Below are 16866 nucleotides of genomic sequence, written 5' to 3'. Positions count from 1 at the left end.
TTTTTTGGTATAATATATAATTGATTCATTTGCGTCTGACAATGAAAAAAATAATACTTAGAGGAGATTCATATAGATGAGTAAAAATCATTTTTAAAAGGTGCCGCAATTTTAGGCTTAGCGGGATTATTAGTACAGGTTATGGGGGCAGTTTTCAGAATCCCCTTGGAAATATCATAGGGGATGCTGGTATGGGATATTACCAGACAGCTTATCCTATATATGTCTTTTTACTGGTATTTTCCACTAACGGAGCACCCGCTGCCATATCAAAGATGACTTCAGAGCGTATAGCAATTGGCAGGAGTGATGAGGCTCACAGGGTTTTTAAGCTATCTTTTATCCTGATGCTTGCTTTGGGTATTGTAGCTTCATCTATATTTTTCTTTGGGGCAGAACCCATTGTAAAAGCACTTGGAAATCCAGGGGCGTATTATGCTATGATTTCTATAGCACCAGCATTGCTTTTTGTGCCTATTATGGCAGTTTTCAGAGGATACTTTCAAGGCATGCAGGAAATGGCCCCTACAGCCACTTCGCAGCTTATGGAACAGGCTGTAAGAGTCACAATCGGCCTGGCATTAGCTATTATGCTGGTACCAAAGGGAATCGAATATGCAGCTGCAGGAGCTACTGTTGGGACAAGCATAGGTCCCATCGCAGGGGTTCTGGTCTTATTAATTATTTATTTATATAAGAAATCCAAACTGCCATTAAAAAATGAAACCCAGGATACCACTAAAGAAAGCGCAGGAAGTATTTTAAAAACCTTGGCTGCTATTGCTATTCCTATTACCATTGGTGTATCTATACTTCCTATTATGAACATTGCAGATGTTATAATCGTTATGAGAAGGCTGCAGTCTGTAGGCTTTTCTGCTGGGGAAGCAAATGCTCTGTATGGTCAGCTGACAGGTATGGTAGGGCCTGTTATCAATCTTCCTATGGCTCTGGCACTGTCAATGGCTTTGTCTATGGTTCCTGCTATTGCAGCAGCAGCTAGTATAAAGGATGCTGCTTTCCTGAAGCTAAATGTCAGACTGGGACTGAGAACTGCCATGATTATTGGCGTTCCGTGCAGCTTTGGGCTTATGGCTTTAGCAGAACCTATCATGAAACTTTTATATCCGCTTCAGGCAGCAAGTGCAGTAAGCTCTGCCGGCTGTTTGTTTTTCCTGTCTATTGGAATTGTCTTTTTATGTATTGCACAGACCATGGCAGGAACCCTGCAGGGGCTGGGGAAACCTGGAATTGCAGTATGGGGGCTGGCAGCAGGTTTTGTAGTTAAATGTATTTCAACTTTTATTCTGACGGGTATAACAGACCTGAATGTTGAAGGTGCAGCTATTGGAAGCACTCTTGGATATATTACTATTGGTATGATTAATTTTGCAGCAGTTAAAAAGATGACAGGTATTACTTTTGATTTGAAACTATCAGTATGGAAACCGCTTATCTCAGGTCTTGTGATGTTTGTATTAGTTCTTTGTGCCTATAAGGGACTGGCTGGATTTATCGGTAACAGCATGTCCACTGTAGTTGCCATTGGTATTGGAGCGGTAGCATACGGAATGGTGCTGCTAAAAATAAAAGCTATAGAAGAAAATGAAATTGGTATGCTGCCAAAGGGTGAAGCTTTAGTTAAGTTACTTAGAAAATGTAAATTAGTATAAGAAATACCTGCGAAAAAGAGTTGGGGTGAACAGAAAGATTTTATCCTGTATTTGACAAAACGAAAGTTTATTGATAATATGATTTAGAGTAAAAATGAATAAATAAAAATAATGTATTTTATGTTCCGTTAGCAGATATACTGTTAATGGCCAAGATGGAACTCCGGTGAAAATCCGGGACGGTACCGCCGCTGTAAGCGAGGAGTTTTTAGCCAAAGCCCTGAAAAGGGGCAGTCACTGAGGAAACTTGGGAAGGCAGGCAAAAGATTATGATACGCAAGTCAGAAGACAAACATAAGAGTTAAACGTGCTTTTATGGAAAAAGATATAACCATAAGCAATGCGTAGGTTAGCGTGAGTTTAAGATACATTAAAATACAGTTGAAAACGGAACTGTGACTTGATTGGTCACAGTTTTTTTGTGAGTAAAGGAGGAAAGAAACGTGGAAGAATCATATACAAATTTAACCAGATTGTTTGTAAGGTTGATTAAAGAAAAAATTGAAGCAAGAGATACTACATTTTTAAAAGGTTGGCTGACATTAAATTCTGGATACCGAGAGCACTAGATTTCAAGTGTAACGAACAAGATAAACGGGTATGGCTTACCGCCTCAGATGGAAGGAAGTTTGTGCCAGCTTTTCTTCAGGGAGAATCCAGTTTACGAGGGTTTAAGGGAGAACAGCTTATACAAATACCATATAAAAGGCTGGTAGGTTTAGTAGCTGATTCAGGGGAGAAATAAACGGGATTGTTATTGCTCCTTTTGAAGAACACATTGTACTGGACAAAAATGTATTAGAAAATATTGATAGACAAACTACCCGTGTAATTCTGGAAAGGTGCTATTAATACATGGTTTTACGGATTAAAATGTAAATATCAAGGTCGAAAAAGAGAGAAAAATGACGATGAAATCAATAAAACAAATAATTGACAATAGGAAAATTTGTTGATAGGATGAAATAAAAAATAAAAGTGAAAATTTGGAAATTATGTATTATGTTCTGTTAACAGTAAATATGTTAATAGCTAAGATGGAACTCCGGTGAGATTCCGGGACGGTACCGCCGCTGTAAGTGTGGAGTCTGAGCCACAGCTCTTGTGAAGAGCAGCCACTGAGTGTATACTTGGGAAGGCAGGCAAAAGATGAAGATACACAAGTCAGAAGACAAACATAAATTTTAAGCATACCTCGGTAAAGGTGGGGGCTAACAACGCGCTTATAAAAAAGCGTGGTTTAGTGTCGGTTTAAAGTACATTAGAATACAGTTAAAAACGGAACTGTGACGATAAGCGTCACAGTTTTTTTAATGGATAAAAAGGGAAAACATCAAGTGTGAAGAGGAGAAAGAATAACATGGAAGAAAGAAATACAGAGTTAATTGATTTATTTAAGCAGCTGATAAATGAAAAATCTTCAGAAAGTGAGAATCAGTTTTTTAAGAGGCTTACTGAAACTACATTGTGGATACCTAGTCTGGGTAAAATCCAGGAAGATAACAGACAGAATTTTGCAATGCTTATGACTGGAGACGGGAAACAGTTTATTCCTGCTTTTTTACATAAGGAATCAAAACTAGGCAGATTTACAGAAGAGCAGCTTGTGCAGATACCCTATAGCAGACTTAAATATTTGGTAATTGACTCAGCTATTGAGATAAATGGTATTGTCATATCCCCATTTGAAGAAAACATTGTATTAGACAGGAAGATTATGGAAATTATTGATTCCCGTACAATGGGTATGATGCTGCGGAGAGAAGAACACTCGGGAAAGCTTAAGCTTCGGAAACCAGAGAAAGTTCCAGAAGGCTTAACAAGAAATTTAAAGCAGTTTTTTGCCAATAGTATTGAGGTGGAATCTGCTTGGATTTTAAAGGCTATAGGAGAGACTGAATGTGAAGAACATTGGATGCTGTTAGTTGATTTTTATGGAGAAAAAATAAAATTATTCCCTCAGGTAGCAGAAATAATGAAACCTTATATGAAACCAGGAGAAAAATTTGAATTAATACAGAAGTCACCTGAGTTTGATACAAACCAGCTAGAAACTACCAGAATTTATACAAGGTTAAGCAATAAAAATCTATTTTGACTTAAAAAGAAAAGGAAAAATGTTAACAGGTGTTTCTTACACTTGAAAATAAATTTACAGAAAGGGGAGGAATCTATACAGAGCTAGTTTGAATAAGGCTGATAAAACATAGGATAAATTTTAATTAAAAGTGGAGGTATTTAAGATGAAAAAGTTTTTAAACTCTAGAATCATGATGCTAGTTTTAGTTGTTGCCATGGTATTTGCCATGTCCGTAACTGCATTTGCTGATACAAACACGGTGAATGTAAAAGTGCAGTTTACGTCTCAGGGAAATCCCATTTGGAATACAAGTACACCAATAAATGTACCTATGGGTATTAACATAACTCTGGCAACAAAATCCTATTTTACAGCAGATCAGTTTAATTCTGCTACAATCAATCCTTTGGGGACAAAGTCATCCGTTATGGATGCTATTATTGCAGCAACAAAAACTTATATTCCTAACAAAGCCGTAACTACCGGTGTTGATTTAGCGCCAAAGTATGGAAATCCAGGTGCATATATTAAAGATGTAGGAAGCTATACCTCTTACAATCAGTATGATGAATACAAGGATGATAATGGACAGTGGTGGGGTGAATCTGTTGGAGCAGGCTGGAGTGCATATATTACACCAGCTGGTGGTACAGAAACATCTGCAGCTGAATACTTAAGCAGAATCCAGCTTCATGAGGGAGATAAAATCAGATTCGATTACAGTACTTATGATTACACTTGGAAGATTGACGGACCTACAACGAAGTAGTATTACTAAGATTTTATCCCAATATGGAAGACGGCAGATTTTTATAACTGCCGTCTCTTTTAGATATAATTTAAGATAAAAATCAGATTGAAATTCTAGAAAGGTTTTAGAATATGATAAAACGAAAAATAGCAGTGGTATTAATTGTTGTAATGCTGATATCACAGTTGGGTATGGGATTTAGTTTTGCAGAAAGTAAGCTAGAAAATGAGTCTGTAGAAAATCAGAATACTGTTCTTTTGGATAATGTGGAGATGGAACAATCAAACAAGGGAATATAGAGAAAGAAGCTACTAAAGATATTGGGGAAAATAAGGACACAGATAAGGAAAAAAATGAACAGATACAAGATGAGCATGAAAATAAAATTTCTGGAGAAACTGATATACAAAAAACAGGGGAAACAGATAATTCAGATATAAAGTCAAATGAAAAAATAAAGTTGCTGTCAGAAGAGGCACCACAGGAAGGAAACGTGCTGGAAAGTCAGCTGGATAAAGTGACAGCATATTATAAAAATTTGGGACAGGACACAGAACTCTCAACACCCATGGAAGGTGTAGCCCGTTTTGCGGTTGGCGAAAGAGCCAGTATGAAGGCTTTAAAAACAGCATCGCAGATGGAAGAGCAATACCATTTAAAATATCGTGAAATAAGTGACTTAAAATTTGGAGAAGCTAACGCTTCGGATACTTTATCTGAAACGACAAATGGAGTAAATGCGCAAACCTGGCTGGCACAGATTATATTGGATATCCTGGCAGCAGGTGGAGATCCTGCAGATTTTCAGGGGCATAACTATATACATGAACTGCTGAGTTCTCAGTCTGGGGAAACAGGATATTTTACAAATATTGAAAATAATACTAATCCTAAAGCCGCAGATGGTCTGGCTTTATTAGCACTAAATGCATATTGGGGCGATACCTGGCCTGCATATGGAGTGGATAGAGGTAAAAATATTTGTTTAAATAATATAAAATAAAGGCAACTACTGCCCTTGCTGCTTCAAACTCTTCTGCAGGGGAAATCAATAGCTTTAGAACAGCGCAATGGGGACTAAGCAATAAGATTCAAAACATTACCTTTTACAATAACTTCTGGCTGACACAGGGACTTTCTTTAGACAATTCGGAAGAAGCAAAATCGGGTACTGGTAAGTTAGCAACTGCTTTAGCAACACTAAAAGCTTCAGGAAAAACTGTTTATACTTCTCAATGTGAGACAATGGCAGCCTATATCGTTGCAAAACTTTCAACAGGGCAAGCGGTTAGTGAAGATGAGTGGAAGAAACTGGCGGGTTTCCAGATGGAAGACGGGCAGTATAAGCGCACGGCAAGTGCTTCATCAGCAAATGGAGAAGCTACTGCTATGGCTGCCATTGCTTTGGATTATGGAAAACGACTGGAAAGTGATGCAAACGCAAAATCAGTTTTTCTAAGACTGGCAGAAGCAAATCAGGCAGACCGTACCGCTGGAAAAGAAGCAGAAGAAGCAGTTTTTAAAACTGTGGCAGATTTAAAAACCACCGTGGATTCTGCGGCAACAGTAGATGATATTGTTGCTCTTATTAAAGAAAAAGAAGATACTGTTTCCTTAGTATCCTCTAATGAAAAAGTGGTTTCCTCTGCAGATAAAGAGGTTCATCCACTCCAACCGGGGGAGCCGGATAACACGGTTCAGCTAAAAATTATCATCAAAAGTGGTAACTGTGCAACGGTAATCCGGACAAAAGTTTTTAATATAGAACCAGAGGATAAAACATTTCCTTTTGGAAAAAATATGGAACTGTTAAAACAGTACTATAAAAGCTATCCGCTGGATAAAGCAAGCAAAGGCATTAACAAATGCCATCAGGCATTTTCGCTGGCTTCGTTAATGAATGATCCCCAGCTTGGAGGTATAGCGGACAATACACAGTTCTATGGCACAGGTGGGTACTATAGCGATGATGTAACTTTTAGGAACCCTGAAGCAAGTGCGGTGCTTGACTGGATTGCCATGGACAAAGATCCAAGGCAGTATATAAAGGTTTATCCCAGCACAGGATTGACAGAGCAGGCAGATTTAATTAGTGAAATGATATCTGGACAGTACGATAATGGGAGTTTTTCTAATCCTTCTTCAACACTCGGATATCCTGTAAGAAATTGTGTTGTAAACACAATGGCACTAGAGGCTTACTTCGGGGGAAAAGACTGGGGAAATGAGCAGCAGGCAGGAACCCATTATGGCAGAATAGGAGCTATTGAAGACATATTCTCGCACATGATAGATGCAAAAGATGACAAGTATGCAGAGGAACGTCAGGATATAAATGTAGAAGGTGGGCGGGCTTTAGCTGAGATTGACAGGGATGGATCTTTAGAAATTGATGGGCAGGTAGATCAGAGTCTTGCGATTATTCTATTCAGCCGCTGGTTAAATGATGGTACGCAAATTACCGTTAAGGGGGAGACAAAGCCGTTAAAAGAATTTGCGCAAAAAGAAATAGATGGAATTTTAAAGACTTTAAAGTTCGTTTATGATTTGGATAACTCAAAAAATTATGGAACAGAGGAATATGCCTATTATATTTCAGCTTTAGTTGCCAGTGGTCACAAAGATAAAGTGGATGAATACGGACTTTGGAACAAACTTCGTAACGGAAGAGCAGATAATGGAGCATTTTATATAAACCCAGTACATGATGATATGCCGTGGGATCCTGCAACCATGGGGGTTGCCATGGCCATGGGAGATTACCAGAATGGCAAGTCTATTTTGGCTTCCATGACTTATGATACTTCCATACTTACTGATGCAGAGGCTGTACAGAAAGATACCAACAATATCAAACTTCCAGACATTGCAACAGAAAAAATCTCCCTGCCTGTAAAAGGGTATTACGGGAGTACTATAGTATGGGAATCATCCAATTCAGATGTAATCAATTCTTCCACAGGGAATATAGTCAGACCAGAGCAAGGCCAAATGGATGCAGTCGTTTCGTTAACCGCTAATATTAAGCGAGGAGAAGCATCCCAGACAAAAACTTTTCTTGTAAAAGTGCTGGCAATTGCTGACCAAAACAATGAAAAAGGAACAGAAGACTATGATTCATTATCTATACCACTGTTTGTTACAGGAGATATAGAGCTGCCTACAACTGGGAAAAATGGAAGTAATATTGTGTGGGAGTCTTCTAAACTTGAGACTATTACAAATGAAGGTAGAGTAACTTTAGGAGATACAGACACAAAATTAACACTAAAGGCAACTGTAACAAATGGAACTTTTATTAAGGTAAAAGAATTCCAAGTGACTGTATCCAGGCAATTGTCAGATGACGTGGTGGATAAGGCTGTTGCTCAACTTCGCTCCTACTACAATCATAACAGAGATTTGACAAGCTCTTATTGGGATATTTTTGCAGCTAAATCCGTTTTGGGCGATGACTTTGATAATTATAACTTTAAATTATATGATGTAAAAAGTCATAGAGCCTCTTCTACTTGGCAGGGAACAGATTATGGGGCTGTTGTTCTGCAGATTTTAGCTCAGGGAGATAACCCTATAATTATCAGGGAGAAAACTATGTTGAAAAATTACAGAAATTTCTAGATGAAAAAAGCTGGGGAGCATGGGGCAGCCCTATTTGGGCAGCTATGGCTTTAGACGCAGCGGCAGCTGATCCACAGGCACATAAGTACAATAGAAATAGTATAGAAGGTTTTTTCAAAAGTCAACTAGGTGATTTGCAGTATGGTCCAGACCTTGCAGGATGGTCTTTAATTCCAATGGCAACCACTATGATGCGTAATGGAAATTCCGATACAACAGATGAATTAAATAACTTCATCGCAACATTAAAGGAAAAGCAAGAAAAAACGGGGATAAATAAAGGCTTGTTTAATACAGGTGGAGTAGATGGCGGAAGTATTGCATTATCCAATGGCTGCGTAGTAAGTGGCTTTACGGCTATGCAGAAGGCTGGTGTGCCAGGTTTTGATTTGACTAACGAAGAATGGAAAAAAGATGGCACTGGAGTTCTTGATACGCTGTATAACCAAGAGGTTGCTGGGAAAACTGATGTGAATACACAGATAGCCATTGAATTTGGAGATGTATATTACGGTGATAGTGTATGGAGAAGAATAGGGGTTAAACCTGAACAATTTGAAGAAACAATAAAAAGTGCAGGAACCCTTGTGACAGATGGTGACGGTAAATATACAACAAAAAGTTTTGACACTTTAAAGAATGCTTATGAGGCTGCATTACAGGTTAAAAATGATGCAGATAGAATGAAGAATTACTATTTTGGACAAAGTTATTTTAACTTAAAAGATGCAGTTGACGGACTGAAAGAAAAAGGCACTGCAGAGATATCCATTTACGGTAAAACAGGAAACAGCAAGATTTTAGAGAATGCTTCTGTACACAAAAGCGGAACTATATTGGATGTGTTACAGCAGACAGCTTTGGAAAATAAGATAAGCATTACTGCTGGCGATAAAGCTATTCAGGAGCTGGGAGGTGTTAAAACTGATGGTAAAGGGCAGTGGTATGTTTACAAAAAAACAGAAGATGGAGATGGTATCCGGATTACAGAGCCATTAAACCAGTATAATGTGGAAGAAGGAAGTTATTTAATATTTAAGTATTGTGAAGACCCTTCAAAACTACCAGATAATTCAACTTTAAATCAGCATTTGGTATACGATGCAGCTCAAGCATTGAAGATTGGTGGGGCCATTGATTCGAGCAATGAGGTCACAGGAGATTTACTTCTAACCAATGACGGATTATTTGGTACTTCTGTTACATGGCTTCCAAATAAGTTGTTTGCCATTAATGAGAACGGTAAAGTAACTAGGGATGCCAAAGAAGATATCATTGTGCTATTGACCGCAAAAATATATTTAAATGGGACAAGCACTCAGAAACAATTTACAGTAAAGGTAAAATCCTTAAATGGTGATTCTCCGGTTGTACCAACTTCAAAAAAAGCATATATCAGTATAGATGGTCCGGTAGGTGAAAAATGGGGTGGCAAATACGCTAAAACCGAAATAGAGATTGAATCCGGTGAGACGGCTTTCAGTCTGTTAGAAAAAACAGGAGCATCATTAAAGGTAGACAAAAATACTAAATATGGTGTTTACATAAGAGGAATTAATGGGCTGTCTGAATTTGACAGGGGCAATCAAAGTGGATGGATGTATCGGGTAAACGGAAAGTTCCCAGGACATTCAGCTGCTCTGGAACGAGTCTACCAGAATGATTATGTGGAATGGCTTTATACAAAGGATTTAGGACGTGATGTTGGGGGTATATTCCTGGAGTAGAAGGGAGTAAAGGTTCTATAACAGGAGGAACACAAAAAAATACCAATAATGTCACAGTTACAACTACAGCCACAGCAACTCTGAATGATACAACAAACGAAGCGAAGGCTGTTTTAAAATCAGATGATATAACCAAGGCACTAAAAGAATTACAGGATAAAGTAAAAAGTGCGCAGAAAGACGGAAAAACTGAAGTTGTACCAGAATTGAGAATAGACGTAAATTCAGACAGTAAGGCTTCATCAATAGAAACAATTATACCTAAGTCTTCAATAGTTACCCTGTCAAATGGTTTTGTGGAGGCAATCACTTTAAATACGGTCATAGGTGAAATAACTTTTGATAAAGATATTATAAAGGGCCTGACTAAGAATGTGGAAGGAGATTTGAGCATTAGTGTGGCAAAAGCAGAAGAAGGAAGTGCTACGGCTAAGCTATCATCTGCAACCGATGAAGTCAAGGCAAAATTAAAAGGCAGACCCGTGTATGAATTTACCGCTCGGAACGGAAGTCAGACCGTTTCTCAACTGGGTGGAACAGCCACTGCCACTCTTCCATATATTCTTGGAAATGGTGAAAAAGCAGAAGGTGTTGTGGCGTATTGGTTAAATCCTGATGGAAAGCTTGAAATTATTAAAAATGGTCACATGACAGATGACAGCAAGTATTTTGTTATGGAAAATAATCACTGGTCCACCTATGTGATTGGTTACAATGAAATAAAATTTGCTGATACTATTAATCATTGGGCGAAAAACAAGATTTTATATCTGGCAGCCCGAGATATCGTTAAAGGAAAAAGTGACACAGTATTTGCACCAGACAGCAATATAACAAGGGCAGAGTTTGTACAGATTCTTGCTAACATGAGTGGAGCTGATTTGAGTAAATACACTGGTTCAAAATTTAAAGATGTATGGGAAAATGCATGGTATGCAAATGCTGTGGCATGGGCAGTTGAAAATGGCATTGCAGGTGGTACAGGAAACGAGAAATTCTCACCATGTGCAAATATTACAAGGCAGGATATGTCTGTAATGATTTCAAAATATGTCGCCAGTATTTCTAAGAAAACTCTTCCAGAAACGAATAAAGCCTTGAAGTTTGCTGATGATTATGAGATAGCCAGCTATGCAAAAGATGCTGTTACGGTCATGCAGAAAGCAGGTATCATAAACGGAGAGAAGAATAACTTAGGATCATATAACTTTAATCCAAAGAACAAGGCAACCAGAGCAGAAGCAACTGCCATGATTGCAAATTATATGAAGTAATCATTTTAAACACCTTAAGCTTGTTTTATCAGACTTAGGGTGTTTCTTCTCTCTTCTAATTGACAAAGGTAAAATTTGTTGATAATATGAAATAAATAGGGAAAAGAGAAATTAATAAATAATGTAATTTATGTTCCGTTAACAGTTGATGCTGTTAATGGCTAAGATGGAACTCCGGTTAGAATCCGGGACGGTACCGCCGCTGTAAGTGAGGAGTCCGAGCCGCAGCTCTTTAGAAAGAGCAGTCACTGAGTGAAAACTTGGGAAGATTGGCAAAGGGTGATGATACATAAGTCAGAAGACAAACATAAATTGAATATACTTCGGTAAGGGTGAAGGCTTGCTTATATGCTGCAATTTTAGCATGTATAGAGCCCATTAAAACATATACAGTTAAAAACGGAACTGTGACTTTATTAGTCACAGTTTTTTTGTAATCGTATATAAATTAATAATATTAAAGATGAGGTTTGAATATAGGAAAAAAGGGAGGAAGGATAATATGCTGGAAAGCAAAACACAACTGATGGATTTCTTTAAAAAGCTGACACAGGAAAGATCTCTTAAAACGGAGATGGAATTTTATAAAGAACTCAATGAAACGATGCTATGGGTACCTGATGTTTCTTCTGGGCATGGAAACAACAAGAAGACTTTTGCTCTGTTAATGACTGCAGATGGAAAAAAATTAATTCCAGCTTTTTTACATAAGAAGTCAAATTTGGGCAGATTTAAAGAAGAGCAATTGATACAAATACCCTATAACAAGCTTAAATATATTATAATCGATGCTGAACCAGAGATAAATGGAATTGCCATTGCTCCTTATGAAGAAAACATAGTTCTGGACAAAAATTTAATGGATATAATAGATTCCCAGGCAACAGGAATGAATGTTCGAAGAGAAGAATATACTGGGCAAATGAGCCTGAGAATGCCAGACAGTGTACCCAGCGGAATGACATCAGCCTTAAAACGGTTTTTTGAAAGAAGTCTTGAGGTTGAGGCTGCCTGGTTAATGAAAGTCATGGGAGAAAATGCATATGGAGAGCATTGGATGCTGCTCATTGATTTTTATGGGGAAAAGAAGGAACTGTTCCCAAGAGTTGCAGATATAATGAAGGGATACATGAAACAAGGGGAGATGTTCGAACTTGTTCAAAAGACCAAAGATCTTATCGTTAAAGAAATAGAACCAGCAAGGATATATAACCGAGTGAGTAATAAAAATTTATTTTAACCCAGAATCAGGATAAAAATATAATTAGTTGTTGAAATATCCAAAAATTCTTTATAGAATAAAAGAGACTTAAATAAAACAAAAAAGATTAAGTTAAGCAAATGTAAAGGTTAGGTTGGATATGAAATGGACTGAAAAGCAGGCCGAAGCCATCGGGCTTAGAAATAAAAATATGCTGGTTGCGGCGGCGGCAGGTTCTGGTAAAACTGCTGTTTTAGTTGAAAGGATTAAACAATTAATCATAGATGAAGGTGTTTCTGTCAATGAGATGCTGGTAGTCACCTTTACTAATGCAGCAGCAGCAGAAATGAGAGAAAAAATCGTTCAGGCTGTAACCTCTGAGATTGAAAAGAATTCAGGAGATACAGCTTTTTTGCGTAGGCAGTTGAACATAATATATAAGGCCAATATCAGCACTTTCCATGCCTTTGCACTGGAAGTTATACGAAGATTTTTTCATGTGATTGGAATTGATCCTGATTTTAAGATCTGCGATGAAGCTCAACAGATCATACTTCAGGCAGATGCAATGGATGAGCTGTTTGAAGAAATGTTTGAAAAGGATAATGTTGATTTTACAACGTTCTTGAACAATTATGCTTCCAGCAAAAATGAAAATGCAGTAAAAGAAATGATACGGGAAGTATTCCAGACTATACAAAGTGTACCCGAACCGTGGGAATGGCTTGAAAATAGTGTAGAAAATTTAGCCATGGATGAAGAAAATTTTTTACAATCCGGTTTATTCAAAGAGATAAAGGAATATGTAGAAAAAGAACTTTTTTATGCCAGAACAAACTACGATAAATCTATTGAAATTTTTGAAGAAGCGGGAGCAGTAAAGTTTGCGGTAAAGTGCAGGGAAGACTTAGCAGCTATTGATGAAGCCATTGAAACTTTTGAATCAGGTAATTTTCAGAAGTTTGGTGAAAATCTTGGCAAAATTTCTTATGCAAGAATGGTAACCACGAAGGATGAAAAAGAGCCCTTTGATGAAGTTAAAGAGTTCGCAGCAATATACCGTGAACGATGCAAAGATGCGCTGAAGGAAATAAAGCAGAACTATTTTTCACGGCCTTTGCATGAGTACATTGAAGATATGAATAAAGTTCATCCATATGCAAAGACACTGGCGCTGTTGGTAAAAAGGTTCAGTGAGCATTACAGGCAAAAAAAAGAAGAGAAAAAACTGATTGATTTCAATGATATAGAACATTATGCTTTAAAAATATTAAAGAATGAACAGGCAGCGTGTGAATACAGAAATAAATTTAAATATATCTTTATTGATGAATACCAGGACAGCAATGTTATACAGGATACCCTTATCGCTGCTATCAAAGGTGAAAATAACTTATTTATGGTTGGTGACGTAAAACAGAGTATCTACAAATTCAGACTGGCAGAACCGGAAATTTTTGTTGAAAAATATGAACGTTTCAAGAAACAGGAAAACCAACAGGATGAGAAGATAGACTTAAATGTAAACTTTAGAAGTAAAGGTAATGTTATAAAAGCGGTAAATGATTTATTCGCAAGACTCATGGAAGGCTATGATGGTGATGCAGCCCTGTATAAAGGGGTATCCTATGAGGGAGAGCTTGATTATCCGGCAGAATTACATCTGGTAGATCAGAAAATTACGGAGGATATGGATGTTGATGAAGAAATCCGTGAACTGAAGTCTGCAGAAATGGAAGCTTTCATAGCTGGAAAACTTATCAAAGAATCTTTAGGCAAAAGCATCTTTGATGCAAAGAACAATATAGAAAGACCTATGACAAAGCGGGATATTGTCATACTTATGAGAGGACAGAAAAACTATGCGGATAAATTCCAGCAGGTGCTTACAGAGATGGATATACCATCCCATATAAATGACAGTGACGGATATTTTGATACCCTTGAAATTCAGATATTTTTAAACTTATTAAGAATTATTGATAACAGAAGACAGGATATTCCTTTAATAAGTGTATTACATTCCTGCATTTTTGATTTTACTGTGGAAGAACTGGCAGAGATAAGAAGTAACTGCAAGAATACATCCTATTATGAGGCATTTTACAGATATGCAGCCATAAATCCGCATATTCATAGCACTTTATCAGAAAAATGTATTGACGTACTAAAAAAACTGGCAGAGTGGAAACAGGTTTCTGAATTCATGCCACTAGATGAATTAATCTGGAAGTTGTTATGGGATACTGGATACTTTACCTTTGTGGGGCATTACCAGGGGCAGACAAAGACAGGCAAATCTCAGAGCCTTAATAGATAAGGCTGTTCAGTTTCAATCATCCCAGATGAAAGGTCTTTACGGCTTTATTACCTATGTTGATGCTGTCAAAGATAAAAAAGTCCCCATGGGCCAGGTAACTCTTGTAGGGGAAAATGATGATGTTGTCAGGATTATGACCATTCACAAGAGCAAGGGATTGGAGTTCCCAATGGTTATTGTAGCGGGTATGGGAAAAAGGTTTAATAATGCCAATTCCAGAAAGCCAATTGATTTGCATAAAAACATTGGACTTGGTATTCGTTACATAGAAAGAGAAAAACATTTTTATAAAAAAACATTACTTCAGATGGCTATTGACAACAAGAGAAAACAGGAGGACATGGAGGAAGAGGTCAGAATTCTTTATGTGGCACTGACCAGGGCACAGGATAAGCTTGTATTACTGGGTTGTGTAAAGGATCTGGAGAAATACCAGGAAGCAAAGACTGGTATGGATGGACCGGATGTATTCAGAGCATCCAGTTACCTGGATATGATTATGCCAGTTATTTCAGAGAGCAGTATTTCAGTATATCACCATAATGCACAGGAAATTTCATTTGATAATGTGAGAAACCATGTAAACAGGGAGCAACTCAGGGAATTCCTCAATAACATAGAAAAAGAACAGGTGAAGAATGAACAGATGGCAGGTTTTGCGGAGATTTATGCCCAGATTGATAAACAGTTATCTTTCAAATATGGATTTGACTATGCCAGATTGTTAAAATCAAAATTCTCTGTTAGCAAGCTTAACAAGATAAGCGGATTTTTGTCGGAAGAAAGCATCACTCCCGAACAATATGAACGACTTTATTATGAAACTTCTTATGAAGCAGCATTGGCAGTTCCTCAATTTGCACAAGACATTAAAACTGGATTTAGTGCATCAGAACGTGGGACTATTATGCATAATGTATTAGAACATTGGAATTTCAGAGAAGGTTACGTTGAATGTTTAGAGAAGGGGAATAAGGCATTGGATTATGTCCGATGTTTTGTTACAGAACTTGAAGAAAGGCAGCTGCTTACTGAAGAAGAAGCGGATGAGGCCAGAAAACATGCAAAAATGATAGTGGAGTTTCAATGCTCATCTTTAGGCAAAAGAATGGCCCAAGCAGATGAAATATATAGAGAGACCCCCTTTAACTTAATGAAAAAAATTAAAGGGGAAGATATAATCGTACAGGGTATTATCGACTGCTATTTTAAAGAAGGAGATGAATACATACTACTGGACTATAAAACCAATAAGGTCAATAACCCTCATGATCCGGATGAAATTATCTATCTTAAGGAAACTTACAGGGAACAGATTGAACTTTACCGTGAAGCCATAGAAGTAGTGAAAGGTGTAAAGGTAAAGGATGCATATATTTATTTGATGAATGCGGGGATTATAATTGAATATGAGTGAGAAAAGAAACTATATAACAATTATGAACTTTTCAGGAATTTACAAATACGAGAAGTTTTATAAAGATGAAAATGTCATATGGCTGGATTTTTCCGGTCTTCAGGGAAAAAACTGTTATTGTGACGATTCAGCGGAAAAGCTTATCAGAGAAAGAATCAAAAATATGTCTCCCCAAGGGTTACATTTTATTGATTCAGGTAATTACCATTATGCCACAAAATTCTGGATAGACAAGATAAAAGAAAAGTTTAACCTGATTGTGATTGACTATCATTCAGATATGCAGCAGCCTGCATTTTATAGCATTCTCAGTTGTGGCTCATGGATTGCACAGTGCCTGGAGAACAATACATATATTGATAAAATTATTTTAATGGGCATAAGCAAAGAACAGAAAAAAGCCTTAACTGGAAAATATAAAGACAGGCTGATTTGCATTGATAATGAACAAATAAAGAAAGACGATTTTTTAGAATTACAAGGATTGAACAGAAAGTATCCGGTTTATATATCTATAGATAAAGATGTGTTGAGCAGAAATATACTGGAAACAAACTGGAGTCAGGGAGATATGAAACTGACGGAACTGAAAAGTATTCTTCATGGGATTATTCCCAAGCAAAATATAATTGGCATTGATCTTTGCGGGGAATGTGCCAACGAAGAGGGGAAGCTCCGTGCAGTACAAAAAAATGATGAAGTAAATGCAAATCTATTGAGATTTTTGAAAAATGAAAGAAATTTGTGCAGGATGAACTGTCACACCGTTCAATATAAAAGTTAAACATATAATATGAGAAAA

At 37.3% G+C, this 16866-nt stretch carries 13 protein-coding genes and 3 riboswitches; all 13 genes read left to right on the top strand.

From position 1 onward, the window contains the following. Window positions 1-86 precede the first annotated feature (86 nt). The 13 genes from Ami3637_RS02535 (at window position 87) to Ami3637_RS02480 (ending at window position 16848) form a co-directional block, all read left to right on the top strand. Complete coding sequence (locus tag Ami3637_RS02535) at window positions 87-1673, top strand: polysaccharide biosynthesis protein (protein WP_330586904.1); 1587 nt, start codon at window positions 87-89, stop codon at window positions 1671-1673. A gap of 103 nt (window positions 1674-1776) precedes the next feature. Next, window positions 1777-1985: riboswitch (cobalamin riboswitch) on the top strand. A gap of 131 nt (window positions 1986-2116) precedes the next feature. Then, window positions 2117-2242: a hypothetical protein gene (locus Ami3637_RS17790; protein WP_279286683.1), complete on the top strand. Its 126-nt coding sequence runs from the start codon at window positions 2117-2119 to the stop codon at window positions 2240-2242. Window positions 2243-2658: 416 nt separating this feature from the next. Further along, window positions 2659-2868: riboswitch (cobalamin riboswitch) on the top strand. A gap of 165 nt (window positions 2869-3033) precedes the next feature. Then, a complete protein-coding gene (locus Ami3637_RS02530) occupies window positions 3034-3771 on the top strand; it encodes an enhanced serine sensitivity protein SseB C-terminal domain-containing protein (RefSeq protein ID WP_162361182.1) in 738 nt (245 codons plus the stop codon). Window positions 3772-3916: 145 nt separating this feature from the next. Beyond that, entirely contained in the window at window positions 3917-4522 is a 606-nt protein-coding gene (locus Ami3637_RS02525; protein ID WP_162361181.1) for a hypothetical protein, read from the top strand. A gap of 113 nt (window positions 4523-4635) precedes the next feature. After that, on the top strand, window positions 4636-4803 hold the full coding sequence (locus tag Ami3637_RS02520; protein WP_162361180.1) for a hypothetical protein: 168 nt from the start codon (window positions 4636-4638) through the stop codon (window positions 4801-4803). A 161-nt stretch (window positions 4804-4964) separates the two neighbouring features. Beyond that, window positions 4965-5507 (top strand): hypothetical protein, encoded by a 543-nt coding sequence (locus tag Ami3637_RS02515; protein ID WP_162361179.1) that lies wholly within the window; start codon window positions 4965-4967, stop codon window positions 5505-5507. Window positions 5508-5749: 242 nt separating this feature from the next. After that, window positions 5750-8125, top strand: a complete 2376-nt coding sequence (locus tag Ami3637_RS02510; RefSeq protein ID WP_162361178.1) for an immunoglobulin-like domain-containing protein — start codon at window positions 5750-5752, stop codon at window positions 8123-8125. A gap of 44 nt (window positions 8126-8169) precedes the next feature. Beyond that, on the top strand, window positions 8170-9852 hold the full coding sequence (locus Ami3637_RS02505; RefSeq protein WP_162361177.1) for a DUF4430 domain-containing protein: 1683 nt from the start codon (window positions 8170-8172) through the stop codon (window positions 9850-9852). Between the two features lie 206 nt (window positions 9853-10058). After that, complete coding sequence (locus Ami3637_RS02500; protein WP_162361176.1) at window positions 10059-11126, top strand: S-layer homology domain-containing protein; 1068 nt, start codon at window positions 10059-10061, stop codon at window positions 11124-11126. Window positions 11127-11239: 113 nt separating this feature from the next. Continuing rightward, window positions 11240-11451: riboswitch (cobalamin riboswitch) on the top strand. Between the two features lie 177 nt (window positions 11452-11628). Continuing rightward, window positions 11629-12366 (top strand): enhanced serine sensitivity protein SseB C-terminal domain-containing protein, encoded by a 738-nt coding sequence (locus tag Ami3637_RS02495; RefSeq protein WP_162361175.1) that lies wholly within the window; start codon window positions 11629-11631, stop codon window positions 12364-12366. Between the two features lie 121 nt (window positions 12367-12487). Continuing rightward, window positions 12488-14647 (top strand): UvrD-helicase domain-containing protein, encoded by a 2160-nt coding sequence (locus Ami3637_RS02490; RefSeq protein ID WP_162361174.1) that lies wholly within the window; start codon window positions 12488-12490, stop codon window positions 14645-14647. Window positions 14648-14672: 25 nt separating this feature from the next. Further along, window positions 14673-16064: a 3'-5' exonuclease gene (locus Ami3637_RS02485; protein ID WP_162361173.1), complete on the top strand. Its 1392-nt coding sequence runs from the start codon at window positions 14673-14675 to the stop codon at window positions 16062-16064. Then, window positions 16057-16848 (top strand): arginase family protein, encoded by a 792-nt coding sequence (locus Ami3637_RS02480; protein ID WP_243158147.1) that lies wholly within the window; start codon window positions 16057-16059, stop codon window positions 16846-16848. Before Ami3637_RS02485 ends, Ami3637_RS02480 begins: the two co-directional genes overlap by 8 nt. The last annotated feature ends 18 nt before the right edge of the window (window positions 16849-16866 follow it).

This window comes from Aminipila terrae (assembly GCF_010120715.1).
In the GTDB taxonomy this organism is placed as follows: Bacteria; Bacillota; Clostridia; order Peptostreptococcales; family Anaerovoracaceae; genus Aminipila; species Aminipila terrae.
This window is presented reverse-complemented; position numbering and strand designations above follow the sequence as displayed.

Bases quoted from the DNA above. Each gene is read 5' to 3' on its own strand.
- Ami3637_RS02530 (WP_162361182.1), top strand. From the start codon at position 3,034: ATGGAAGAAAGAAATACAGAGTTAATTGATTTATTTAAGCAGCTGATA.
- Ami3637_RS02525 (WP_162361181.1), top strand. From the start codon at position 3,917: ATGAAAAAGTTTTTAAACTCTAGAATCATGATGCTAGTTTTAGTTGTT.
- Ami3637_RS02520 (WP_162361180.1), top strand. From the start codon at position 4,636: ATGATAAAACGAAAAATAGCAGTGGTATTAATTGTTGTAATGCTGATA.
- Ami3637_RS02510 (WP_162361178.1), top strand. From the start codon at position 5,750: ATGGCAGCCTATATCGTTGCAAAACTTTCAACAGGGCAAGCGGTTAGT.
- Ami3637_RS02505 (WP_162361177.1), top strand. From the start codon at position 8,170: ATGGCTTTAGACGCAGCGGCAGCTGATCCACAGGCACATAAGTACAAT.
- Ami3637_RS02495 (WP_162361175.1), top strand. From the start codon at position 11,629: ATGCTGGAAAGCAAAACACAACTGATGGATTTCTTTAAAAAGCTGACA.
- Ami3637_RS02490 (WP_162361174.1), top strand. From the start codon at position 12,488: ATGAAATGGACTGAAAAGCAGGCCGAAGCCATCGGGCTTAGAAATAAA.
- Ami3637_RS02485 (WP_162361173.1), top strand. From the start codon at position 14,673: ATGAAAGGTCTTTACGGCTTTATTACCTATGTTGATGCTGTCAAAGAT.
- Ami3637_RS02480 (WP_243158147.1), top strand. From the start codon at position 16,057: ATGAGTGAGAAAAGAAACTATATAACAATTATGAACTTTTCAGGAATT.